Genomic DNA, 23,827 nt, shown 5'->3' with positions numbered 1-23,827 from the left:
TTGCAGATTTTGACGCTGGACGAATTAGCCTTGCAATCATGGCAGCAGCAGGCAAGGTATTTGCAGCCAGGCTTGCCGGCCTGGTTGTGCTCGGCCCGGACGGCGAATCGATCGGTCGTGTGCGCGACGTCGTCATCACGGTCCGTATCGGACGCCAGCAACCGCGGGTTCTCGGTCTGGTGATCGAAATGTTCACGCGCAAACGCATTTTCGTTCCGATGCTCCGCGTGACAGCCATCGAGCCGAGTGCGGTCACCCTGACCACGGGGAACGTCAGTTTGCGGCGCTTCAACCAGCGGCCGGGTGAAGTACTCGCGCTGGCGCAGGTACTCGATTCGCATGTGCGCGTGGACGACCCGGAACTCGAGGAGCTTCACGGCGTCGACACGATAGTCGTCGACCTCGGGATCGAATCGACGCGAACGCGAGACTGGGTCGTCTCGAAGGTCGCCGTTCGCGGCCATCGCGGACGCCTCGGTCGACGCGCGGCGATTCACATCGTCGACTGGCAGCACGTCGCCGGCCTCACCCAGAGCGATCTCTCGCTCCCCGGCCAGGGCGTAGCTCACCTCCTTCTGCAGTACGAAGGCATGCGACCCGCCGATGTGGCCAACGCCATGCGCGAACTGCCGGAGAAGCGCCGCCACGAACTGGCCGTGGCGCTCGACGACGAACGCCTCGCCGACGTCGTGCAGGAACTGCCGGCGGACGACCAGACCGATCTGCTGATGCACCTGGAAGTCGAACGTGCCGCCGATCTACTCGAAGCGATGGATCCCGACGACGCCGCCGACCTGTTGGGCGAGCTGCCCGAGACCGAAGCCGAATCACTGTTGCAGTTGATGGACCCGCAGGATTCCGAACCTGTTCGTCGCCTGCTCGAGCACTCCCCGGACACTGCCGGTGGTCTGATGACGCCCGAACCGGTGGTACTGACGGCCTCGACGACCGTCGCCGAGGCCCTTGCCCGCGCCCGCAACTACGACGTGACCCCGGCGCTGTCGAGCATGGTCTTCGTCGTACGTCCGCCGACGGCGACTCCGACCGGGCGGTATCTCGGCTGCGTCCACTTGCAGAAGCTTCTCCGCGAGCCTCCCGCCAGCCTGGTGGGCGGAATACTCGACACCGACATGCCCCGGTTGGCGCCGGACGACTCGCTGGCGTCGGTCACCCGATACTTCGCGACCTACAACTTGGTATGTGGGCCGGTCGTGGACGACGAAAACCATTTGATCGGGGCCGTGACAGTCGACGACGTGCTCGATCACCTCCTGCCGGAAGACTGGCGTGAGGATTACTCCGACGACGAGGAACTACTCCGATGAGCGAACGGGCGTCGAGCACGACCGCACGGCAACGACTGGAAACGCCTCGAGGAAGCCGCCGGTTCAATCTCGATTTCGACGTCGAAGCTGTCGGACGCGTCAGTGAACGCATCGCCCGCTTCCTCGGTACCGGGCGTTATCTCGCGATCCAGACGATCATCGTGATCGTCTGGATCCTGATCAACGTGTTCGCGGTGGCTCTGCAGTGGGACCCGTATCCGTTCATCCTGCTCAACCTCGCCTTCTCCACCCAGGCTGCCTACGCGGCGCCGCTGATCCTCCTGGCCCAGAATCGTCAGGAGAATCGCGACCGGGTCTCGCTCGAGGAGGACCGCTCACGCGCCGAGCAAACCAAAGCGGACACTGAATTCCTCGCTCGCGAACTCGCAGCGCTGCGCATCGCCGTCGGCGAGGTCGCCACCCGCGACTACCTGCGGCGGGAGCTCGAGGAGATCAAGTCGATCCTTGCCGCCGACGGCGAACCGACCCCGAAGAAGAAGCACCGTGACTCGAATACTGCGAAACAAAGTCACAACTAGCTGAGCGTTCGCTGAGTTTTGCTGCACGCACCGTGACCGATATGTAACGTAAGTCACAGCAGGATGGATTATCACGGTGGGTACTCCGAGGCGGGAGCACCAGCAAAGGGGAATCGTGCGAGTACGCGGAATGATTGCAGCATCCACACTGGTGGGGGGACTGCTTGTCGTAACAGGTCCAGCAGCCCTCACGGCCGGAAGCGCACCATCCGGCGGGTCGCAGGTCCCCATCGCCCTCGCAGGCTCCGCCTCCGTTGCGCAGCCGGACTCTGTCGACTTCCTCCCGACGCCCCGCACCGTCCGAACGCAACGATCGGCCCCACCCAGCGATACGGTCGCCGGCGCTCCGGCAGCGCCCAACGCTGCGGCCGTCGTCCTCACTTCTCTGGGCATCCCCGAGATCGTTCTGAACGCGTACCGATCCGCCGAACTGGTGATGATGACCGAGGCGCCGGGCTGCGGCATCCCTTGGCATCTCCTGGCCGGCATCGGACGCATCGAATCCGGTCACGCCAACGGTGGCAAGACGACGTCGGTGGGTACGACGGTCACCCCGATCCTCGGCCCCGTCCTCGACGGACGGTTGGCAGGCAACGAAGTCATTCGGGACACCGACAAGGGAGCGATCGACGGAGACCCGACCCACGACCGCGCTGTCGGGCCGATGCAGTTCATTCCGGCCACCTGGGCCGGTTATGCCAGCGACGGCAACGGGGACGGAATCAAGGACCCCAACAACGTCTTCGATGCGGCGCTCTCGGCAGCGAAGTACCTCTGCAGCGGCGGACTCAACCTGCGCGATGTCGCCCAGGAGACCAAAGCTGTTCTGCGGTACAACAACTCGGCCGCCTACGCGGCAAACGTGATCATGTGGTCGACGGCATACAAGAACGGTGTCATTCCTTCCGGCCAGCTCCCGTACACCACCGGCATCAACACCGGCAGCTCGGCGATCAACGCCGCCGCCTCGGCAGACTCCGCCGCTTCGGCCGTTCTCGCCGCTGCTGCAGCTACCGACCCGGCGGCAGGCGACAAGGAATCTGCGTCGACGACTCCGACCACCACCCCCCCTCTCTTCCCAGGCCTGCCCGACATGCCCGCGCTCTCACCCGAGATCCAGGCACTGATCCCGCCGGGAGTAACGCCGACCAGCCCCACTCCGGGACCCAACGCCGCCCGGAACGCGGCTCCCGGTCCGATCATCCCGCTCCCCGTCCTCACCTCACGGGGTCTCGTCTGGCCGATTCTGACGGCTGAGGGATGGCGCTGGCCCGACGACATGTGCGTGATCCTTCCGGATCCAGCAGCACTCGACGCCTTACAGGAAGGCATCCTTCTGCCGTGCACGGTCCCAGGAATGGCAGTAGCCGCCACGGCACCCGCCACCACCGACGCAGCGCCCGCGGAATCTTCGCCGCCGGCTGCCCCGTCGCCTGAGCCCGCTCCGTCACCCGCACCGGAACCTGCCCCGGCCCCGGCTCCGGCATTCGCGCCGTTCTTCCCGGGCCTTCCCGGCATGCCCGCTCTGTAACCAAAAAATCACGAAAGAACAGTGCATATGCCCCAAACTGCCCTTCTAGATCACGGTTGAATAACGGAAACGCAACAAATCAGGTAGCCTCGACTCCGTCAGTTGAACGGAAAACCTCCTCGCGGAGGTTCAGGAGGCATACACAGTGGGTCGGCACAGCAAGAAGACAGATTCGCACATCCGTCGAAATTCGGTCATCGCGCTCACCGGACTCATCCCTATCGGACTCGTCACCGCAGCCAACACGGCCGGCGCCGCTCCCAAGGTTCCGTTCTTCAACACCAGCTCCGCCGAAACGGTGGACACTGCCGCGCAAGCCACGCAGGAACCGCAAGCGCAGATTCTGCCCGCCGTCGAAGCAATCGCCGAGCCCGCTCCCGCCCCCGCGCCGGAACCCGCGCCGTTGGCTCCCGTGCAGGCGACTCCCCCGCTCCCAGCCTCCATGGCCGAGGGCGCACTCGGAATCCCGAGCGTGAGCGTCGCCGCATACCAGAACGCCGAGCGGATCCTCGCCGTCGAGAAGCCCAACTGCAACATGCACTGGACACTCCTGGCCGGTATCGGCCGCGTCGAATCCGGCCACGCCAACGACGGCAAGGACGCCGACGCGAACGGCAACCTCTACAAGCCCGTGATCGGCCTGCCACTCAACGGCAGCCTTCCCGGCCAGGCCGTCATCATGGACACCGACGGCGGCGCCCTCGACGGCGACACCGTCTACGACCGCGCGGTCGGCCCGATGCAGTTCATCCCGTCCACCTGGAACCAGTACGCCGGCGACGGCAACGGTGACGGAATCGCCGACCCCCAGAACCTCTTCGACTCCGCACTGACCACCGGCAAGTACCTGTGCGACGGCGGACTCAACATGCAGGACGTAACCCAGGTTGCCTCCGCGATCCACCGCTACAACAACTCGGCCGCCTACGTTGCCAACGTTCTGGCCTGGTCGCTCGGGTACTCCACCGGCATCGTGCCCGCCGCATCGGACCTGCCGCGCATCCACTGACCTACCTGGACTTACCATGGAGTCATGTCTGTACTGACCGAGTCCGACGTTCGCTCCGCGCTCGCGCGAGTTCTGGACCCAGAGATCCGCAAACCCATCACCGAGCTGGGGATGGTCAAGGGGATCTCCCTCTCCAGTGACAACAGCGTCGACATCGGCATCTATCTCACGACCGCCGGTTGCCCGATGCGCACCGAGATCACCGAACGCGTCACCAAGGCCGTCGCCGACGTCGCCGGGGTCGGTGCGATCCGCGTCGAACTCGACGTCATGGACGACGCCCAGCGGACCGAGCTCCGCAAGTCGCTTCGCGGCGATTCCGCCGAACCCGTCATCCCGTTCGCCCAGCCGGGTTCACTCACCCGCGTCTACGCCGTAGCCTCCGGCAAGGGTGGCGTCGGAAAGTCCAGTGTGACAGTCAATCTTGCGGCAGCAATGGCCGCGCGCGGACTGTCTGTCGGCGTTCTCGACGCGGATATCTACGGTCACTCGATCCCCCGCATGCTCGGCACCGACGCCAAGCCCACTCAGGTCGAGCGCATGATCATGCCGCCGGTTGCACACGACGTGAAGATGATCTCCATCGCGCAGTTCACCCAGGGCAACACTCCTGTCGTCTGGCGCGGACCGATGCTTCACCGCGCACTCCAGCAGTTCCTCGCCGACGTGTTCTGGGGCGATCTGGACGTGCTGCTGCTCGATCTGCCGCCCGGCACCGGTGACATCGCCATCTCGGTGGCTCAGCTCATCCCGAGCGCCGAGATCCTGGTCGTCACCACACCGCAGCAGGCCGCTGCCGAGGTCGCCGAGCGAGCGGGCGCCATCGCCCTGCAGACCCGCCAGCGCGTCGCCGGCGTCGTCGAGAACATGTCGTGGCTCGAACTTCCCGACGGCACCCGCATGGACGTCTTCGGCGAAGGCGGCGGCCAGACCGTCTCCGATCGCCTCACGAAGGCCGTCGGCGCCAAGGTTCCGCTTCTCGGACAGATTCCGCTGGACCCGTCCGTCCGCGAGGCAGGCGACGCCGGGACGCCGATCGTCCTCAGCGCTCCCGATTCACCCGCGGCCATCGCGCTCAAGGACATCGCCGACAAGTTGGCCGTCCGTCAGCGCGGGCTGGCCGGAATGTCGCTCGGTATCAATACGGTTCGCAACTTGTAGAACCCCGCATGCGAAAGGGCGCCTGTCACCGATCGGTGACAGGCGCCCTTTCGTATGTCGAATCTAGGTTGCGTCGAAGTCCACAGGAGGACGTTCGCCCGCGGTGAGTGGCTTGTCCTTCGACAGCGTCTTCGGCTCCTGCACTCCGCTCTGCGGCTTCTTGTCGAAGTTGCCCGTGAAGATGGAGTCGTCGCCGTCGAGAAGGTGCTGGGTGATCACAGCGCGCGGCGTCATTCCGCGCAGCTTGTTCAGATCTGCGAGTGGTTTACGCAGATCCTCGAAATCGGTGCCCAGTTCTTCCTTGAGCTGATTGGAAGCGCCCGAAGCATATTCGCGCACCTGCCTCAGGGACTTCGTGACCCAGGAGACCGCACCAGGAAGCCGCTCAGGTCCCAAGATGACCAGAGCCGCTACGAGGAGGATCATGAACTCGCCCCAACCGATGTTGCCAAACACAGGGTCAGCCTACTGTGTGCTCGCTCGGTGCGCGCATGTCCGGATCAACCTCACAGGAAGATCGCAGGGTCCGATCAGTCGGACACAGGCGTGACCGAAATGTCGACCTGCCGTCCATCGCGGATCAACTGGACGTTGACCGGCTGATCGACGGTCGTCGCGTTGACCGCAACCACCAGTTCGTCGGCGCTCGTCACCGGTCGGTCACCGACCTTGACGATGACGTCACCCTCGACGATCCCCGCACGTTGAGCTGGGCTGCCGTCGCGGACGTTGGCCACCGCAGCACCGCTGGTCGCGTCGTTGACCGCGGTGCGGGCATTCACGCCGATGTCGGGGTGATGAACCTTGCCGTCGCGAATGATGGTCTGCGCCACCTCGGTGACCGTATCGATCGGAATCGCGAAGCCGAGCCCGACCGAACCACCGGACTCGCTGAGCATGGCCGTGTTGATACCGATGACGCGGGCTTCGTCGTCGACGAGTGCACCACCCGAGTTGCCGTGGTTGATCGCCGCATCGGTCTGGACGGCGTCGATGACGGCGTTGGTGTCGGTACCTTCACCCGACAAACGCAGAGGCCGGTTCAGCGCACTGACGATTCCGCGGGTGACGGTCTTGCTCAATCCGAGCGGTGAGCCGACGGCGACGACGTCGTCGCCGACCTGAACATCCTCGGATTTTCCGAGCTGAGCGACCGTCAGATTGTTGGCCGACACCTTGAGTACCGCGAGGTCTGTCTTGACGTCACGTCCGACGATCTGGGCATCGGTCTTGGTTCCGTCGGAGAAGATCACCTGGATCTTCGCGTCCTGAGCGGGCGGTACGGCCGAGGAGATCACGTGGTTGTTGGTGACGATGTATCCGGCGCCGTCGATGACCACACCGGAACCCGTACTGCCCTGGTCACCGACGGCGACCTGAATCGACACCACGGAAGGCAGCACTGCGTCGGCGACCTTTGCCACCTGCGACTCCGGCTGTTCCCCGCCGCCGGATTGAACGAGCGTGACACGTGAGCTGGTGAGTGAACTGCGATCGGCGGTGATGACAGTGGCAAGCAAGCCACCGACAAGAGCGATGACAAGTGCCATGCCCGCAAGCGCGGCCAGTGCCGAGGGGGCGACCTTGCGACCGAACAACAGCTCACGCACGTCGAGCTTCTGGGCGGGAGGCAACTGCACCGGCGCCTCGGACTCTGCAGGCTTGCCCAGCGAGACCTCGGATTCAGGATCGCGCCACGGATCACGCGGGGGTTCTTCGTCGGGTGTGTTGTTCGCCGACGCCTCGGGATCGCGACCGATCGACTCGGTGGCGTCTGCGGGTCGACCGAACGCTTCGGCCAGAACCGGGTCCGGATTCCCGATCACGACGTCGGAAGACGGGGTCGATCGCGTGGCAATCGGAGTGAACGAGCCCTCGACTCCACTCGGTCGACCGAACACCTGGCGCGAGGCCGGGTCGATCTGAGGTCGGTACACCGGCCGTGGGTCGAGCACCGGCGCATCTGCCGGTCGATCCGCCGAACCGCTTGCCGAAGAATCCGAGCTCACTCCGGAGTGCCCCCTCTTTCCGTCAGTCACGTTGTCCAGTATCACTGATCCGTGCCGGGAAGCTGGCGCGCGGCGTCATTTGCGCCAGCGCGCGCGGTGTCATTTGCGCCAGCGACGGGACAACCGCTTGCTGATGGTGGAAAAGCCTGCGGGCTGGTTGCCGACGGAACCGTCGGCGTTTTCCGAATTGGGTCCGGTGGTCGGACTGTTGCACGAGGGAATCTGACTGAGAAGTCCCACCAGGGACAACGGCATCGTCATCTCGCCGCTTCGACGCAGCGCACCACGTGCCTGCTGCTGAGCATCGACGGCCGCAGCGCACTCGGCGCAGATCGAGATGTGATGCGAGGCCCGCAAGTAGGCCTGCATTCGGAGTTCTCCGTCGACGTAGGCAGCGATTGCCTCGCTGGCCAGATGTTCGGTCGAACCGAACTGGCGATGTGCCCGCGCCTCCGTCATTCGTCCCTCCAGGTGATTGACCACGTCCCGCTCTGTAGCTCGAACCCGACCGTCAGAAACCGACGAGTTCGGATTCGGCTGCGCGCTGCGCTGCCAGATGATCACGAATCGCCTGTCGCCCACGATGGATACGGCTACGAACCGTTCCGAGCTTCACTCCCAGTGTGGCACCGATTTCCTCGTACGACAGACCTTCGATGTCACAGAGCACAACAGCGGCGCGAAATTCAGGTGCGAGTGAGTCGAGTGCGGCCTGCAGACCTGCGTCGAGGCGCGCGTCGTGGTAGATCTGCTCGGGGTCCGGACCGGGCGAGGGAACGCGGTCGTAGTCCTCGGGCAGCGCTTCCATACGGATACGGTTGCGTCGGCGAACCATGTCGAGGAACAGGTTTGTGGTGATGCGGTGCAGCCAGCCCTCGAAAGTTCCGGGCTGATAATCGGAGAGCGAGCGGAACACCCGAATGAAGGTGTCCTGCGTCAAGTCCTCGGCGTCCTGGGCATCGCCTGACAACCGGTAGGCCAGGCGGTACACCCGGTCACCGTGCTGACGCACGAGTTCGTCCCAAGACGGCATGGAGGACTTCTCACCAGTTGCATCGAACACAGCAGTGCCGATCAATTCGGAATCCACAGCCGATTCCGTCGTCAAAACTTCCGACTCTCGAGGGCGAGGCTCGTCGTTGACCTGGTAAATAAGTTGATCCTCCTGCTCGGGATCGCGTAGTTCGATCACCGCGTTGTCCGAATCACGTAATGCGCGATATTCGGGAGAACCAGCCGTTGCTGTGATTTGTTCCCGATCACCGAGCTGCGAAAGACCAACTTGGTAAAAATCGATACCGCCGTGCGATCTTCGATCCGGCGATGTATACACCTTTTCTCATCGCGGTGTGCACGCCATATGAGGAGCCTGAGGGATTCCTGAGAATCCTGGTGACTGCGCGCCTTGCAGCGACAATCCGAACCGCCCGATAACCTCATGAGCGTGACCCACGCCGAACAGATACTCCGCCACGTCGAGGACGTTGTTTCCGAGGACGAGATTTTGACCGCGGCGCGAGATCGAGCGCTGGATCTCGGAGCCCATCCGGTGACGCCCGCCGTCGGTGCGACGCTCGCGATGTTCGCGAGGATGCTCGACGCGAAGACGGCCGTCGAGGTGGGTACCGGAGCCGGCGTGAGCAGCCTGTGGCTTCTGCACGGAATGCGCGACGACGGCGTCCTGACCACGATCGACAGTGAACCCGAACACCAGCGGGCGGCCAAGCTGACCTTCCGCGAAAGCGGAATCGCTCCGGCACGCACTCGCCTGATCAACGGACGGGCTCTCGACGTACTTCCCCGGCTCGCAGACGGCGGCTACGACCTGGTGTTCGTCGACTGCGCCGCGATCGACCACCCCCACTACGTCCGCGAAGGTGTCCGCCTGCTGCGCTCCGGCGGTGTCATCGTTCTGCACAACGCCCTGGCCGACGGCCGCGTTGCCGACAGCTCCGCTCGCGACGCGACAACGGTTGCGGTCCGAGAAGCAGCAAAGGCCGTGACCGAGGACGAGCGACTCATTCGTGTCCTCCTCCCCCTCGGCGACGGCCTCCTCTGCGCGAGCAAGCTCTAGATCCAGACGCCCTTACCGATGGCGACGACGCCACCCTGACTGACGGCAAATCGTTCGCGGTCACGTTCGAGATCGACGCCGATGATTTCGCCGTCACCGACCACGACGTTCTTGTCGAGGATCGCGCGCCGCACGACGGCGCCCTTGCCGATGCGCACACCCGGCATCAGCACGCTGCCCTCGACGGTCGCACCGTCCTCGATCATCACGTTGGAACTGAGTACCGAATTGCGCACGGTCGCCGCGGACAGGATCGACCCCGCACCGACCACTGATTCCTGAGCGAGTCCGCCCTTCACGAACTTGGCGGGCGCGAGATTCTCGGTGGCGCCGCGGATGGGCCAGCGACGGTTGTAGAGATTGAAGATCGGGTGCACCGACACGAGGTCCATGTGAGCGTCGTAGAAGGCGTCGAGGGTACCGACGTCACGCCAGTAACCGCGGTCTCGATCGGTGGCGCCGGGAACGACGTTGTCCTTGAAGTCGTAGACCGACGCCTCACCCGCCGCGACCAAGGCGGGAATGATGTCTCCGCCCATGTCGTGGTCGGAATCGGAGTTCTCGGAATCAGCGCGGATGGCGTCCACGAGCACCTTGGTGGTGAACACATAGTTACCCATGGACGCGAACGTGGAATTTGGGTCGTCCGGTGTCCCGGGAGGATGGGCGGGCTTTTCCAGGAACTGCGTGATGCGTCCGGACTCGTCACTGTCGATGCAGCCGAAAGCGAAAGCCTCACTTCGCGGTACACGAATACCCGCGACCGTCACGCCTGCCCCGGATTCGATGTGGTGCTGCACCATCTGTTCCGGATCCATCCGGTACACGTGGTCGGCACCGAAAACCACGATGTACTCGGGGTCCTCGTCGTAAACGAGATTGAGCGACTGCAGGATTGCGTCGGCACTGCCGGTGTACCAGCGCGGCCCGAGCCGCTGCTGGGCCGGGACCGGAGTGATGTACTCACCCGCGAACCCGGACAATCGCCACGTCTGCGAAATGTGACGGTCGAGTGAATGTGACTTGTATTGCGTCAACACACAAATACGCAGATATCCCGCGTTGACAAGGTTGCTCAACACGAAGTCGATAAGTCGATATGCACCTCCGAAGGGCACTGCGGGCTTCGCTCTGTCCGCGGTCAGCGGATACAAGCGTTTGCCCTCGCCCCCGGCGAGCACGATTCCAAGCACATGCGGCTGGCTTCTCACACCGCTAACCTATCCGCACTGGTGAACTCCCGCTAGCGAAGCAGTCCGAGAGGTCCGATCGTGTCCCCCTCCGAACGGTCGGGGATAACGCGATCGGTAGCCGGATCGACCACGGGCGGTTAGGTTTAGCGCGTGCGAGTCGCAATGATGACCAAGGAATACCCGCCGGAGATCTACGGCGGTGCAGGAGTACACGTAACCGAGCTCGTCGCTCAGATGAAGCGGTTGTGCGAGGTCGACGTGCACTGCATGGGCGCCCCGCGCGAAGGCGCGATCGTCCACTCTCCCGACCCCGCTCTCGCCGGATCCAACCCAGCCTTGACGACGCTCTCCACCGAGTTGCGGATGGCGGACGCCGCGGCCGGTGTCGACATCGTCCACTCCCACACCTGGTACACCGGACTGGCCGGACATCTCGCGTCGGCTCTCTACGACGTGCCGCACATCCTCACCGCGCACTCACTCGAGCCCAGACGCCCGTGGAAGGCCGAACAGCTAGGCGGCGGCTATCGGATCTCGTCGTGGTCCGAACGCAACGCCGTCGAGCACGCAGACGCGATCATCGCCGTCAGTTCAGGTATGCGACTCGACGTCCTCGACGCGTACCCCGCCGTCGATCCGAGTCGCGTTCACGTAGTGCGCAACGGAATCGACACCGAGGTATGGCATCCCGGGGGATCTGCGCCGGGAGCGCCGTCCGCACTCGCGTCGATCGGCGTCGACCCCGCAAAACCCATCGTGGCCTTTGTCGGACGGATCACGAGGCAGAAGGGCGTCGGGCACCTCGTCGCGGCAGCACACCACTTCGACCCGGAGATTCAGCTCGTGCTGTGCGCCGGCGCTCCCGATACGCCGGAGATCGCCGCCGAAACGGAGAAGGCAGTGGCCGAACTCGCCGGACATCGGGGCAATGTCTACTGGGTGCGCGAGATGCTCCCGACCGAGCAGATCAGGGAAATACTCTCGGCAGCAACGGTATTCGTCTGTCCTTCGGTGTACGAGCCCCTCGGAATCGTCAATCTCGAAGCCATGGCGTGTGAGACCGCCGTGGTCGCTTCCGATGTCGGCGGTATCCCCGAGGTGGTCGCCGACGGCGTCACCGGTCGACTCGTGCACTACAACGCCTACGAGCCGAACGCATTCGAGGAATCACTCGCTGCCACCGTCAATGCCGTTGTCGCCGACCGAGAAGGCGCCGACGCGATGGGTCGTGCGGGCAGAATCCGTGCTATCGACGAGTTCTCCTGGGCCGAAATCGCCAAGCAGACGCTCGAGGTCTACGCGGACGCCGTCACGAGACGCTGATCCGCGTCAGATCTTGCGATAGGTCGAGACCGTCGCCGACGCGGTGACGGTGCTCGGCTGCGGCAGCTTCGCCACGGCGGCAGCCAGATCGGCGGGCGTCAGGTGCCTCGCCGACGGTCCCATCCCCACCAAGTCGAGGACGTCCTGGTGTGAGAGTGACATCGTGAACTCGACCTCGTCGCTGCTCACGCGCTCGAACAAGCCGGCCATCGACGATTCGAGACGTTCCACCTTGCGATCGTCGACCTTGACCATCTCGAGAATGTCGATCAGCTCGCGCAGATGCCTGTCGGTGGGCGTCAGGACCACCAGAACGCCGTCATCGGCGAGAACTCGATGGGACTGCGGACCGTTGCGTGGAGCGAACACACAGAGCACGTGGGAGAGCACTCCGTCTCGAATCGGAAGTGGTTGCCAGACGTCCGCGACGATCGAGCCGATCCTTTCGTGGATCTTCGCCGCTCGCCGTGCCGCGAACTTGGACACGTCCAAGGCTATTGCCCGAGAATCAGGCAGCGAATCCACGACGTGTGCGAGGTATTGTCCTGTGCCTGCACCGATTTCGACGATCCGCGCAGGATCCGCCCCTGCCGTCGTCGCGCAGGCCCGGGAAACGGCATCCATCAGCGGGCCGAAGTGGCCGGCGCCGAGAAGTCGTGCACGCGCGGCGATCATCTCGGCACTGTCGCCGGTGAACTTCGTGGCACCGCCACTGATCAGGCTCACGTAACCCTGGCGAGCCACGTCGAATCGATGTCCGCGATCGCACTCGGCGGCGCCGTCCACCAATTCCAACTCAGCAGCGCACTGCGGGCAGGACAGAAGATCGACCACGGCGGCAAGCATTGATCCGTCCTTTCGGCTACCGGCGGTGCGCACACTTCAGGCCCCGTACCGAAACGGATACGGAGCCTGCGTGCAATCACGTGCTGTTGTTCGTACTGCTACAACCTGGACCCGACTAGCTGGTGACGTTCGTGAGTTCCACACCGAGCGCTGCAGCTTCATCCGGGGTCAGCTCGACGACGAGGCGTCCGCCACCCTCGAGTGGAACCCGCATGACGATTCCTCGTCCCTCTTTGGTTGCTTCGAGGGGACCGTCCCCGGTCCGGGGCTTCATGGCCGCCATCCTCTGCTCCCTCCAGATCTGCGCTGCATTGCTCTGCGCCTCGACTAACGGTGCGCCCCGCCAACAATCAGCGAGGCTCGTACCCTCCATTGTTCCCTATGGATGCAGGAACCGGGAATCTGAGTCACATTTAGGGGTGTTCAGTCGACCGTCACACCTGCGCCGGAACCCAGCAATCGGCCACGTGATCGTCGACCATTCCGGTAGCCTGCATGAGCGCATAAGCCGTGGTAGGACCCACAAACTTGAACCCGCGTCGCTTGAGTTCCTTAGCCATGGCAGTCGACTCGGGAGTGACCGCCGGAACCTCTGCAATTGATGTCAGTCGTCTGGTGCGTCGAGGCGGCGAGAACGACCAGAGTAACGAATCGAGGTCCAGATCGGGTGAATTCACGAGCACTCGGGCGTTGGAAATCGTCGCCTCGATCTTCGCGCGATTGCGGACGATCGCGGCATCGGAGAGCAATCTCTCCACATCCGCAACTCCGTACGCTGCGACCTTGTCCGGATCGAACCCGTCGAAGGCTTCGCGGAACGCCTCGCGTTTGCGCAGAATCGTGATCCAAGAAAGCCCCGATTGGAATGCTTCGAGGGCGAGCCGTTCGAACAGTTCGTCGCGCCCGTGCAGCGGACGCCCCCACTCCTCGTCGTGATAGTCGCGGTACAGCGAGTCACCGGGCGTCTCGACCACCCAGCCGCACCGAACCAGTCCGTCTGCCATCAGCCCTGGGAATCCTTCGCTTCGGATTCGGTCTCAGGCGCCTCCCGCGTTGCTTCGGCCTTGGCCGGAGCATCCGCCTTCACCAGAACCTCGGACTTCTCGTCACGGCCCAGTTGCGCACGCAGAGAATCGATTTCCAACCCGAGGCGATGCAGGGCCCAATCCACTTCACTCGCCTTGTATCCACGCAACACCTGCTGAAAACGAAGAGCGTCGACATCCGCCCCGGTGACGTCCTCTGCCGGGAGTACGGTCGCCGTCGTGCCAGGAGGCAGCGGCGGCAGCTCTTCCGAGCGCCCGAACACAGCGCTGGCGGCGAGGAAGATCATCGCGCCGACCAGTGCCATGACAATCAGGTACAGGAGGATCGTCATCATGAATCGATACTCCCATACCCGAGTGTGAGCGGTCAGACCCCCGCGGTGCGCACTATCGAATTCATCGGGGGTCGATCGAGTAGCGAAACCTCAGTGGTCTCGGGCACGAAAGAATCGCCGTCGACGAGGAATTGGGTCAACCCGGCACCCGAATCCTCGATCCCGCACCGCCGGAGCATCGTTCCGATGATCTGCCGGCTCATCACGCCGAGGTCGGCGAGCGGCCGGTTGCGATGCTTGCGCACACCGAGATTGACCTGACCGATCGCCGCCAGCCCCAACGTGTCGTACGTGTCGAGCAGAAGGCCGATCTCGACGCCGTAGCCGGGCGCAAACGGGACAGCGGACAGCAGCTCACGGGTGCCCGCGTATTCACCGCCCAATGGTTGCAGTACCGACGTGAGTTCGGGCCGCAGCGCAGCCAACATGGGCCGCGCAACCAATTCCGTGACTCGTCCGCCGCCGTTGGCGTCCTCCGTGCCGCTCACGCGCAGCGGACGGCGGTAGTAGCCCTTCACCAGATGGATGCCGTCCACCGTGAGCAGCGGCCCCAGCAGTTTGGGCACGAACGCCGGATCGGGATTGATGAGATCGGAGTCGACGAATGCGATCAGATCGCCGGTCGTTGCGGCGACCGAACGCCACAGCACCTCACCCTTGCCCGCGGTCGGCGGGATGGACGGGACTGCGCTCTCACGACTGATCACCGTCGCCCCCGCCGCGCGAGCACGCTCGGCGGTACGGTCGGTCGAACCGGAATCGAGAACGATCAGCTCGTCGACCAAACCACCGAGCAACGGATGAATGGTGTCGACCACCGCAGCAACGGTGTCCTCTTCGTTGAGCGCGGGCAACACCACCGAGACGGTTCGGCCACCCTTCGCCCGTTCGAGTTCGGCGACCGTCCAACTCGGATGGTCCCAACTGTTGGCTTCTGCCCATACGCGGGTCGGGCCCGCACCGGTGATGCTCATGCCAGACCTCGAACCGTACGTACCGGGGCACGGCGTCCTTGGATCGCGGCCACCATGTCGACTACTCGACGGGTGGACGCCACCTCGTGAACACGGAACACCCGGGCGCCGCCAGCCGCGGCCATTGCTGTCGCTGCCAATGTTCCCTCCAACCTCTCGGAAAGCTCCACACCAAGAGTCTCCCCGATGAAGTCCTTATTGCTCAGCGCCATCAGCACTGGCCACCCGGTGTTTACAAGAACGTCCACTTTTCGCAACAACTCGAGCCCGTGGAAGGTGTTCTTACCGAAATCGTGAGTGGGATCGATCAGAATCGCGTCACGCGGCACTCCGAGTGCCAGGGCGCGTTCTGCCGCCGACACGACCTCGGTGACCACATCTGCGACGACGTCGTCGTAGCGGACACGGTGCGGACGGGTGCGCGGAACCGCGCCACCCGTGTGCGAGCAGACGATCCCGGCACCAGTCTCGGCGGCAACCAGGACGAGGTCGGGATCCGCACCCGCCCACGTGTCGTTGATCAGGTCGGCGCCCTCGCCCCGTGCCAAACGCGCGACGCCGCTCCGCCAGGTGTCGACGCTGATGATCAGCTCGGGGTACTTGGCTCTGATCGCGGCGACGAACGGAACGACTCGCCTGACCTCCTCGTCGGCGTCGACGAGGTCACCTGGCCCGGCTTTCACTCCCCCGATGTCCACCAGATCGGCGCCCTCGTCGACGGCCCTGTCGACGGCAGCCATCGCTGACGAATCCGAGAACGTCGCGCCCTGGTCGTAGAAGGAATCGGGAGTGCGGTTGACGATCGCCATCACCAATGCACGGTCGACCGCGACCGGACGCCCACACAGGATGGGCGCCGGACCTGGCTGCGCGGTAGAACCGGAGAGTGAAGACATGCCACTCATACTGGCATGACGGAACTCGGTCTAGCCCTTGGGTACCGAGCCTGCCGCGACCTTTCCGACGTATTCGTCGTACGAGTCCACATAACCACCCTCGCGGCCTTCGAGAACGTGCAGAGTGTCGGCGCCGACGTCGTAACCCTCGTTGCGCAATTCCACCTTGCGCGACTTGAAAGTGCTGGTGTGTTCGAGTGAGTCGACGATGCGGATGAACAGCGGGACCGCGTAGTTGGGAAGCTTGCCGTAGAGGTGAGCTGCAACTTCGCTTCCCTCGAAGCTCTGCCCGTCCCGCAGCTTGACCGCCGCCATTCCCGCGCGACCGTCGGTGCCCGGGATCTCGACGCCGTAGACAACTGCTTCCTCGACGGCCGGGTGCGAACTCAGTGCGCCCTCGACCTCCGTGGTGGCAACGTTCTCGCCCTTCCAACGGAAGGTGTCGCCGAGACGGTCGACGAAGGCGACGTGGCCCCATCCCTGCTTGCGCACCAGGTCTCCGGTATCGAACCAGGTGTCGTCGTCCTTGAATCCGCCGCGCACCAGCTTGCTGTTGCTCGCGGCTTCGTCGGTGTAACCGTCGAAAGGCGCTCGGTCGGTGACCTTCGACAGCAGGAGCCCGACCTGACCCGTGGACACCTTGCGAAGGCGACCGTCGGCTCCACGCAACGCTTTTCCGGTGTCCTCGTCGAACTCCACGACGGCGTGCGGCAACGGACAGATCCCGGCCGTCTTGTCGACGTTGAGTGCGTTGACGAACGCGATGTTGCATTCGCTCGCACCGTAGAACTCGGCGACGCGGGGAATGCCGAAGCGCTGGGTGAATTCGGCCCAGATCTCCGGGCGCAGACCGTTACCCACCATCAGCCGAACAGCATTGTCGCTGTCGGTCGGCTTGACCGGTTGGTTGAGCAGATAGCGGCACAGTTCGCCGATGTAGGTGAACGCGGTCGCCTTGTTGAGTGCGATGTCGTCCCAGAACCGCGAGGCGGAGAACTGACGTCCGATCGCGATTGTCGCACCGGACGCGAGCACCGAGGACAACGAGACCGTCAACGCGTTGTTGTGGTAGAGCGGCAGGCAGCAGTACAGAGTGTCCGAGCCGCGCAAGCGCACACCCATCAACCCGAGGCCCGACATCGACTTCAGCCAACGGAAGTGAGTCATCAAGCTGGCCTTGGGCATTCCCGTGGTACCCGAGGTGAAGATGTAGAACGCCTTCTCCTTCGCGAGCACCTCGGCGGTGACCGCCGGGTTGGCGGCATCAGCCGTCTTCGCCAGATCCGCGAGTTCACTGACGAGAAGCTGCTTCGGTCCGGTAAACCCCGCCGGCAAGGATTCGAGGGCCTCTTCGCACTCGTCGGCGACCACCAGGACGCGCGCGTCGAGCAGCGTAAGGCTGTGTGCCAGAACGTCGTCGCGCTGGTTGTAGTTCAGCATGCCCGCTGCCGCGCCGAGTTTGACGGCGGCCAACGCGATCAGCAGGGCTTCGGGGGTGTTCTTTGCCAGCACTCCGACGACGTCTCCGCGGTCGACTCCTCGTCCGCGGAGGACGTCGGCGTAGCGGTTCACCAGTTCGTTGGCCTCCGCGTAACTGGTCGCGTGGCCCTCGAACCGGATGAACGGGCGCGACGGGTGCGCGTGCGCGGCCTTCTGGAAGATCAACCCGATCGATTCCTTGGCCGAAGGCTTGCGGGAGAGCCCGGCGGCCCCCCGCGCCAGGATCGGCACCTCGGTGATCATCGACGGCAGTTTTGCCGCCAGATCCAGCAGGCCGACGGTCGAACGGGCTTCCGAACTCATGGCTCCCCTAACACGTATCCGGCGCCCATTCGGCCGCCCAGTCTGCGGCCACCTTACTGCACGGTAATAAAGCCCGCCATGCCCCAGGTCAGGGTTTCACGCAGGCGTCTGATCAGGATCTGACGCACGCGTCGAGCGCAGCCTCGACGTCCGTCCGCACCAACAGAGTGTCCAAAGCCTGACGCCCGACGAAGCCGGTCCCGTCGAGCTTGTTCAACCACTCAAGCAGGCCGGTGAAGTGCCCGACGGGATCGAGCATCACCACTGGTTTCTCGTGCATTCCGAGGTAGCCGGCGGTCCACGTCTCGAACAGCTCTTCCAGCGTCCCGATTCCGCCCGGCAGCGTGATGAACGCGTCGGCGTGATCTTCCATCAGTTTCTTGCGCTCGCGCATGGTGTCCGTGACGATCAGCTCGTCGGCATCGACGTCGGCTACTTCCTTGTGCACCAGGGCCTTCGGAATGACGCCGACGGTCCAGGCGCCCGCCGCGCGAGCGGACTCGGCGACAGCGCCCATCATCGAGACGTTGCCACCGCCCGAGACCAACTGCCATCCGCGTCGACCGATCGCGGTTCCCACCTCGGCAGCCAATGCCAGGAACGATTCGTCCACCGGACCCGACGCGCAGTAGACGCAGATCGAGTACTTCTTGTCGGAATCGGTCACCATTCTTCTTCTTTCCCCAGATCTGCGGCCTCGTCGACGCCCTTGTCGGCGTTGAGGACGATTCGTACTGCTTCTTCCACACTGTCGGTGACGTGCAGCAAGTTCACGTCGCCCTCGGAAATCTTGCCGTCACGCTCGAGGGTGCCGCGAATCCAGTCGACGAGTCCGGACCAGTACTCGGTACCGAACAGGACGATCGGGAAGCGCGTGACCTTGTGGGTCTGCACCAGGGTCAGTGCCTCGAACAGCTCGTCGAGTGTTCCGAAGCCACCCGGCAGGCAGATGAATGCCTGGGAGTACTTCACGAACATCGTCTTGCGTGCGAAGAAGTACCGGAAGTTGATTCCGAGATCCACCCACTCGTTGAGTCCCTGCTCGAACGGCAGCTCGATGCCGAGACCGATCGAGTATCCGCCCGCCTCGCTGCAACCGCGGTTGGCAGCTTCCATGACTCCCGGTCCACCGCCGGTGATGACGGCGTATCCGGCTTCGGCCAAAGCCGTTCCCAGCTCACGGCCGGATTGGTACTCGGGATGATCGACCGTGGTGCGTGCCGAACCGAACACCGTCACCGCACGCGGGACCTCGGCGAGTGCGCCGAAACCTTCGATGAATTCGCTCTGGATACGCAGCACACGCCACGGATCGGTGTGTACCCAGTCCGTGGGTCCGCGCTTGTCGAGCAAGCGCTGATCGGTCGTGGTCTTCTCGTCTTTGCGCTTGCGTCGAAGCTGAACGGGCCCGCGGTGCTTGATCGACGAGCTCTGCTTCTTCGAAGCCGAATTCTTCTCTGGTGCCATGCGGCAAGGCTAACGGTCAGGCCGACAGATACTTCCTCAGCACGGCCGCGACGTCGGTGATCTGCTGCACCGGAACGTGCTCGTCGCGCTTGTGTGCGAGGTTCGGATCACCCGGTCCGTAGTTCACGGCAGGAATGCCGAGCGCCGAGAACCTGGACACGTCGGTCCACCCGTACTTCGCACGGAACTGACCACCGGCCGCCTCGATCAGGGCGGCAGCGGACGGGTTCGCCAAGCCAGGCAGCGCGCCGGGTGAGGAGTCGGTGACCTCGAATCCGAGGCCCAGACCGTCGAACACTTCGCGCACGTGCGACTCGGCTTGCGCCTCGCTGCGATCGGGCGCGAATCGGAAGTTGACGTCCATCTCGGCTTCGTCCGGGACGACGTTTCCGGCGACCCCGCCAGAAATCCGCACCGCCGACAAACCTTCGCGGTAGCCGCAACCGTCGATGTCGACCGAGCGCGGCTGGTAACTCGACAACCGCTCCAACGCACCGCCGAACTTGTGAATGGCGTTGTCCCCCAGCCAGGACCTGGCCGAATGTGCGCGAGTTCCCGAAGCCGTCAACCGAACCCGCATCGTGCCCTGGCACCCGGCCTCGATGAAACCGGCCGTCGGCTCACCGAGAATTGCGACGTCGGCCGCGAGCCATTCCGGGATCTCGCGTTCGATCCGTCCCAGGCCGTTGAAGGTTGCGGCGATCTCTTCGCAGTCGTAGAAAACCAGGGTCAGATCGTGGGCCAGGTTCTCGATGGTGGCCGCCAGGTGCAGAAAGACCGCATCGCCCGACTTCATGTCGACGGTCCCGCAGCCGTGCAGGATGTCGCCGTCACGCCGCGAAGGAACGTTGTCCGCGATGGGCACCGTATCCAGATGTCCGGCGAGCATGACGCGACTGGGCAAACCACGCGACGTACGCGCCAACACGGCATTGCCGTTGCGGATGATCTCGAAGCCCGAAGTCTGCTCACGCAGCGCATCCTCGACGGCCTGCGCGATGACGGATTCGTCGTGCGAGACGCTGGGGATGTCGACCAGGGCGGCCGTCAAGTCGATGGGGTCCGAAGCAAGATCGAGGATGCTCACACGCACCAGCCTAGGCCGGTGCACCCACCACCCAGTAATCTCTAGTCCCGTGAGCGCACAGGGAGCAACAGCAGTAGGTATCGCCAACGTGACCGCGGACGGAACCGTCCTCGACACCTGGTTCCCGGCACCGGAGCTGGGAACATTCGACAAGACCGGTACCGAGAACGTCGAGGGAACAGACATTCCTTCCGATCTTGCACTGCTGGCAGGCACTGACGACGCTCGCGAGGTCTCGCAGGTCGTCGTCCGCACCACCATCGCCGATCTCTCCAAGGCACCGGTCGACGCACACGACGTCTACCTGCGCCTCCACCTCCTCTCGCACCGTCTCGTCGCACCCCACGGCGTCAACCTCGACGGCCAGTTCGGCCTGCTCAGCAACGTCGTGTGGACCAACTTCGGCCCGTGCGCCGTCGAAGGCTTCGAGCAAGTTCGCTCACGTCTGCGCATCCGCGGCGTCGTGACCGTGTTCAGCGTCGACAAGTTCCCCCGCATGGTCGACTACGTCGTGCCGTCCGGAGTGCGTATCGGTGACGCGGACCGTGTCCGACTCGGTGCGCACCTCGCCAGCGGAACGACCGTCATGCACGAAGGCTTCGTCAACTTCAACGCCGGCACCCTCGGTAACTCCATGGTCGAAGGCCGCATCTCCGCGGGCGTCGTCGTCGACGACGGATCCGATGTTGGCGGCGGCGCCTCCATCATGGGCACCCTCTCCGGCGGCGGCAAGGAAACCATCTCCCTCGGCAAGCGCTGCCTCCTCGGCGCAAACGCCGGCCTCGGCATTTCGCTCGGCGACGACTGCGTCCTCGAAGCGGGCCTCTATGTCACCGCGGGCACCAAGGTCACCGGCCCGGACGGCACCGTCGTCAAGGCCAAGGAACTCAGCGGCAAGTCGAACCTTCTCTTCCGTCGTAACTCGGTCTCGGGTGCCGTCGAGGTCGTGCCGTGGAAGGGCACCGGCGTCGAACTGAACGCTGCTTTGCACGCCAACGACTGATGACTGACACCGACGTCTCGGACGGAACAACCACTGCTCTCGGCCACGGTCTCAAGGTCCGCCATCTGACGATGATGGGCCTGGGCTCGGCCATCGGCGCCGGCCTGTTCCTCGGAACCGGCGTCGGTATCGCCAAGGCCGGCCCGGCCGTCCTGATCTCCTACATCCTTGCGGGCGCCGTCGTGGTGTTCGTGATGCGCATGCTCGGTGAGATGGGAGCTGCGATCCCGGCGAGCGGTTCCTTCTCTCACTACGCGCGCCTGGGGATCGGCGAGTGGGCCGGCTTCGTGATGGGCTGGCTCTACTGGTTCATGCTGATCATGGTGCTGGGTGCCGAGATCACCGGAGCCTCGGCGATCGTGAACGACTGGGTGCCGTCGATCCCGCAATGGGTTGTCGCCCTGGTATTCGTGGTGTTCTTCGCCGTGGTGAACCTGGCCAAGGTCAGCAACTTCGGTGAGTTCGAGTTCTGGTTCGCCGCAATCAAAGTCACCGTCATCATCGCCTTCCTCGTCATCGGTGTCCTGCTGGTGTTCGGCATCCTCCCCGATACCGATCCGGTCGGTACGAGCAATCTGTTCGGGCAGGGCGGCTTCATGCCCAATGGGTTGTCCGGCATTGCCGCAGGACTGCTCGTCGTGGCGTTCGCCTTCGGTGGGATCGAGATCGTCACCATCGCCGCAGCCGAATCCGAGAATCCGGAACGCTCCATCGCCGTCGCTGTGCGAAGCGTCGTGTGGCGCATCAGTGTCTTCTACATCGGTGCCATCTCCATCATGGTTCTGGTGCTGCCCTGGAACGACCCCGAACTCGAGAGCGGCCCATTTGTGGCCGTCTTGAACAAGGCGAACATTCCGGGTGTTGCCGGGTTCATGGAACTCGTCGTAGTGGTGGCGTTGCTTTCCGCCTTCAACGCCAACATCTACGGCACCTCTCGCATGGCGTTCTCACTTTCGCGCCGCGGCGACGGACCCGCTTTCATGGCGAAACTGTCGAGCACCGGAGTTCCGACCAATGCCGTTCTGCTGTCGGTGTTCTTCGGCTTCGTCAGCGTCCTGCTCAACTGGCTGCTCCCCGACGACCTGCTCGGCATCCTGCTCAACGCAGTCGGCGCCGCGCTGCTCGTCATCTGGATCTTCATCGTCGTCTCGCATCTGCGACTGCGCAAACAACTCGAAGCGTCGGGCAAGCTGACAGTTCGTATGTGGCTGTTCCCGTATCTGAGCTACGCGACTCTCGCGATGCTCGGCGTCTTCGTCGTCCTCATGCTCTTCGACGCCGATGCCCGTGCACAGTTGATCTCGACCACCGTGTTGTTCCTGGTGATCGCGGCATTGGGTTTCCTGAACGCCCGCTGGCGTAAGCAGAATCAGCCCGCCTGATCCGTGTGCCTATGCATCCCGCCTGTTCACGACGACGATGCTGAGGCCGAATACGACGAGCACGAAGAGGGCGAAGTAGACCAGGCTGCCCCAGGGTCCCCAGTGGAAGTCGACGCTACCGCCGGAACCGAGAAAGTTGTTGGCGTTCATGAACGGCAGGAACGGCATGATCTTCTCGCCGATACTTCCGAACAGGTTGAAAAGATTCTCGATCAGCAAGGGCCACAACAGCAGTAATGCGATCGCACCTGCAGACTGCCGGAGCAACGCGCCCACTCCTACGGCTAGAACTACGCAGAAGAACGCGTAGATCGGTGTTCCGTAGACGACCCGCCAGTTATCGTCGCCAGACAGAGTCAGGAATCTTCCGGCGTCACCTGATGTGGCCTTCGTGAGAGCGAAAGCGCCGAATGACAATACGAGAGTCAGTACCGCTCCGAAACCACCGATGAGGCCCGCTTTGGCGATGAGCACCGAAGCGCGGTTCGGAACTGCCTGGAAGGTGGTGCGGATGGTCCCGAAGCGATATTCGCTGGTGATCGCGAGAGCCGCCATGATCATCAGAACCAACACACCGAAGCCGGTCACTCCACTGAGTGCCCCCGACACTGTCGGCATCATTGCACCGTTGGGGCTGCTGAGCGACGACTTGGCGCTGAGTCCGAAAGCTGTGGCGAGTCCCAGCCCGAGCACGATGATGATGATCGTGCACCACAACGGTGATTTGGTCGTGGTGATCTTGATACGTTCAGCACTGAGAACAGCCATTACAGTGCACCTCCCATAGCCTGCTGTGTGTATGCGTTCTGAGTTTCGGGGACTGC

The 23,827-nt window shown here is 63.9% G+C and carries 25 protein-coding genes; 9 read left to right on the top strand and 16 right to left on the bottom strand.

Annotation, left to right across the window (positions count from 1 at the left end):
- Nucleotides 1-38: 38 nt before the first annotated feature.
- The 5 genes from RE4_RS23680 to RE4_RS23660 all read left to right on the top strand — a co-directional run bounded on the left by RE4_RS23680 (nt 39) and on the right by RE4_RS23660 (nt 5,565).
- Complete coding sequence (locus RE4_RS23680; RefSeq protein ID WP_019749352.1) at nt 39-1,325, top strand: magnesium transporter MgtE N-terminal domain-containing protein; 1,287 nt, start codon at nt 39-41, stop codon at nt 1,323-1,325.
- On the top strand, nt 1,322-1,864 hold the full coding sequence (locus RE4_RS23675; protein WP_003945067.1) for a DUF1003 domain-containing protein: 543 nt from the start codon (nt 1,322-1,324) through the stop codon (nt 1,862-1,864). Before RE4_RS23680 ends, RE4_RS23675 begins: the two co-directional genes overlap by 4 nt.
- Nucleotides 1,865-1,994: 130 nt before the next feature.
- Nucleotides 1,995-3,395, top strand: a complete 1,401-nt coding sequence (locus RE4_RS23670) for a lytic transglycosylase domain-containing protein (protein ID WP_060939463.1) — start codon at nt 1,995-1,997, stop codon at nt 3,393-3,395.
- Nucleotides 3,396-3,540: 145 nt separating this feature from the next.
- Nucleotides 3,541-4,404 (top strand): lytic transglycosylase domain-containing protein, encoded by an 864-nt coding sequence (locus RE4_RS23665; protein ID WP_003945171.1) that lies wholly within the window; start codon nt 3,541-3,543, stop codon nt 4,402-4,404.
- 24 nt (nt 4,405-4,428) lie between these two features.
- Nucleotides 4,429-5,565: an Mrp/NBP35 family ATP-binding protein gene (locus RE4_RS23660; RefSeq protein ID WP_003945178.1), complete on the top strand. Its 1,137-nt coding sequence runs from the start codon at nt 4,429-4,431 to the stop codon at nt 5,563-5,565.
- 63 nt (nt 5,566-5,628) lie between these two features.
- On the opposite strand, the gene tatB is transcribed toward RE4_RS23660, so the two are convergent.
- From tatB to sigE, 4 genes are all read right to left on the bottom strand, one after another.
- On the bottom strand, nt 5,629-6,021 hold the full coding sequence (tatB, locus tag RE4_RS23655; RefSeq protein ID WP_003945177.1) for a Sec-independent protein translocase protein TatB: 393 nt from the start codon (nt 6,019-6,021) through the stop codon (nt 5,629-5,631).
- A gap of 74 nt (nt 6,022-6,095) precedes the next feature.
- A complete protein-coding gene (locus tag RE4_RS23650) occupies nt 6,096-7,574 on the bottom strand; it encodes a S1C family serine protease (RefSeq protein WP_047889716.1) in 1,479 nt (492 codons plus the stop codon).
- Nucleotides 7,575-7,673: 99 nt separating this feature from the next.
- Nucleotides 7,674-8,033 (bottom strand): hypothetical protein, encoded by a 360-nt coding sequence (locus tag RE4_RS23645; RefSeq protein ID WP_020970204.1) that lies wholly within the window; start codon nt 8,031-8,033, stop codon nt 7,674-7,676.
- Nucleotides 8,034-8,085: 52 nt separating this feature from the next.
- Nucleotides 8,086-8,682 (bottom strand): RNA polymerase sigma factor SigE, encoded by a 597-nt coding sequence (gene sigE, locus RE4_RS23640; RefSeq protein WP_029255812.1) that lies wholly within the window; start codon nt 8,680-8,682, stop codon nt 8,086-8,088.
- Between the two features lie 330 nt (nt 8,683-9,012).
- Here sigE and RE4_RS23635 point away from each other — a divergent pair, with 330 nt between their 5' ends.
- Complete coding sequence (locus RE4_RS23635) at nt 9,013-9,648, top strand: O-methyltransferase (protein ID WP_007736091.1); 636 nt, start codon at nt 9,013-9,015, stop codon at nt 9,646-9,648.
- On the opposite strand, the gene glgC is transcribed toward RE4_RS23635, so the two are convergent.
- Nucleotides 9,645-10,859: a glucose-1-phosphate adenylyltransferase gene (gene glgC, locus RE4_RS23630; RefSeq protein WP_003945185.1), complete on the bottom strand. Its 1,215-nt coding sequence runs from the start codon at nt 10,857-10,859 to the stop codon at nt 9,645-9,647. The genes RE4_RS23635 and glgC overlap by 4 nt on opposite strands.
- Nucleotides 10,860-10,991: 132 nt before the next feature.
- Here glgC and glgA point away from each other — a divergent pair, with 132 nt between their 5' ends.
- Nucleotides 10,992-12,164, top strand: a complete 1,173-nt coding sequence (glgA, locus tag RE4_RS23625) for a glycogen synthase (RefSeq protein WP_019749359.1) — start codon at nt 10,992-10,994, stop codon at nt 12,162-12,164.
- Between the two features lie 6 nt (nt 12,165-12,170).
- Here the strand turns inward: glgA and RE4_RS23620 are convergent, their stop codons facing one another.
- The 10 genes from RE4_RS23620 to dapE all read right to left on the bottom strand — a co-directional run bounded on the left by RE4_RS23620 (nt 12,171) and on the right by dapE (nt 20,618).
- Entirely contained in the window at nt 12,171-13,010 is an 840-nt protein-coding gene (locus RE4_RS23620; protein WP_020970207.1) for a putative RNA methyltransferase, read from the bottom strand.
- 115 nt (nt 13,011-13,125) lie between these two features.
- Nucleotides 13,126-13,293, bottom strand: a complete 168-nt coding sequence (locus RE4_RS30820; RefSeq protein ID WP_003945169.1) for a DUF3117 domain-containing protein — start codon at nt 13,291-13,293, stop codon at nt 13,126-13,128.
- 151 nt (nt 13,294-13,444) lie between these two features.
- Nucleotides 13,445-14,014, bottom strand: coding sequence for a DNA-3-methyladenine glycosylase I (locus RE4_RS23615; RefSeq protein WP_019749361.1), 570 nt, complete (start codon nt 14,012-14,014; stop codon nt 13,445-13,447).
- Complete coding sequence (locus RE4_RS23610; RefSeq protein ID WP_020970208.1) at nt 14,014-14,391, bottom strand: DivIVA domain-containing protein; 378 nt, start codon at nt 14,389-14,391, stop codon at nt 14,014-14,016. Before RE4_RS23610 ends, RE4_RS23615 begins: the two co-directional genes overlap by 1 nt.
- Before the next feature lie 32 nt (nt 14,392-14,423).
- Nucleotides 14,424-15,365 (bottom strand): glucosyl-3-phosphoglycerate synthase, encoded by a 942-nt coding sequence (locus RE4_RS23605; RefSeq protein WP_019749363.1) that lies wholly within the window; start codon nt 15,363-15,365, stop codon nt 14,424-14,426.
- Nucleotides 15,362-16,261, bottom strand: coding sequence for a dihydropteroate synthase (gene folP, locus RE4_RS23600; protein WP_024487783.1), 900 nt, complete (start codon nt 16,259-16,261; stop codon nt 15,362-15,364). The genes RE4_RS23605 and folP overlap by 4 nt, the downstream gene beginning before the upstream one ends.
- Before the next feature lie 30 nt (nt 16,262-16,291).
- On the bottom strand, nt 16,292-18,064 hold the full coding sequence (locus tag RE4_RS23595; RefSeq protein ID WP_060939462.1) for a long-chain-acyl-CoA synthetase: 1,773 nt from the start codon (nt 18,062-18,064) through the stop codon (nt 16,292-16,294).
- Nucleotides 18,065-18,176: 112 nt separating this feature from the next.
- Nucleotides 18,177-18,734 carry an LOG family protein gene (locus RE4_RS23590; RefSeq protein ID WP_020908470.1) on the bottom strand — a complete coding sequence of 186 codons (558 nt, stop codon included), beginning with the start codon at nt 18,732-18,734 and terminating at the stop codon, nt 18,177-18,179.
- Nucleotides 18,728-19,531 (bottom strand): LOG family protein, encoded by an 804-nt coding sequence (locus RE4_RS23585; RefSeq protein ID WP_003945176.1) that lies wholly within the window; start codon nt 19,529-19,531, stop codon nt 18,728-18,730. The genes RE4_RS23590 and RE4_RS23585 overlap by 7 nt, the downstream gene beginning before the upstream one ends.
- A gap of 16 nt (nt 19,532-19,547) precedes the next feature.
- Entirely contained in the window at nt 19,548-20,618 is a 1,071-nt protein-coding gene (gene dapE / locus RE4_RS23580) for a succinyl-diaminopimelate desuccinylase (RefSeq protein ID WP_021332795.1), read from the bottom strand.
- Nucleotides 20,619-20,667: 49 nt separating this feature from the next.
- Here dapE and dapD point away from each other — a divergent pair, with 49 nt between their 5' ends.
- A complete protein-coding gene (dapD, locus tag RE4_RS23575) occupies nt 20,668-21,621 on the top strand; it encodes a 2,3,4,5-tetrahydropyridine-2,6-dicarboxylate N-succinyltransferase (RefSeq protein ID WP_019749368.1) in 954 nt (317 codons plus the stop codon).
- Nucleotides 21,621-23,003, top strand: coding sequence for an amino acid permease (locus tag RE4_RS23570; protein ID WP_020908472.1), 1,383 nt, complete (start codon nt 21,621-21,623; stop codon nt 23,001-23,003). Before dapD ends, RE4_RS23570 begins: the two co-directional genes overlap by 1 nt.
- A 9-nt stretch (nt 23,004-23,012) precedes the next feature.
- On the opposite strand, the gene RE4_RS23565 is transcribed toward RE4_RS23570, so the two are convergent.
- The gene (locus tag RE4_RS23565; RefSeq protein ID WP_029255815.1) at nt 23,013-23,771 is read right to left on the bottom strand and encodes an ABC transporter permease; all 759 of its coding nucleotides are present in this window, start codon (nt 23,769-23,771) and stop codon (nt 23,013-23,015) included.
- Nucleotides 23,772-23,827: the final 56 nt, after the last annotated feature.

This window comes from Rhodococcus erythropolis NBRC 15567, from assembly GCF_001552595.1.
GTDB classification, from domain to species: Bacteria; Actinomycetota; Actinomycetes; order Mycobacteriales; family Mycobacteriaceae; genus Rhodococcus_F; species Rhodococcus_F erythropolis.
This window is presented reverse-complemented; position numbering and strand designations above follow the sequence as displayed.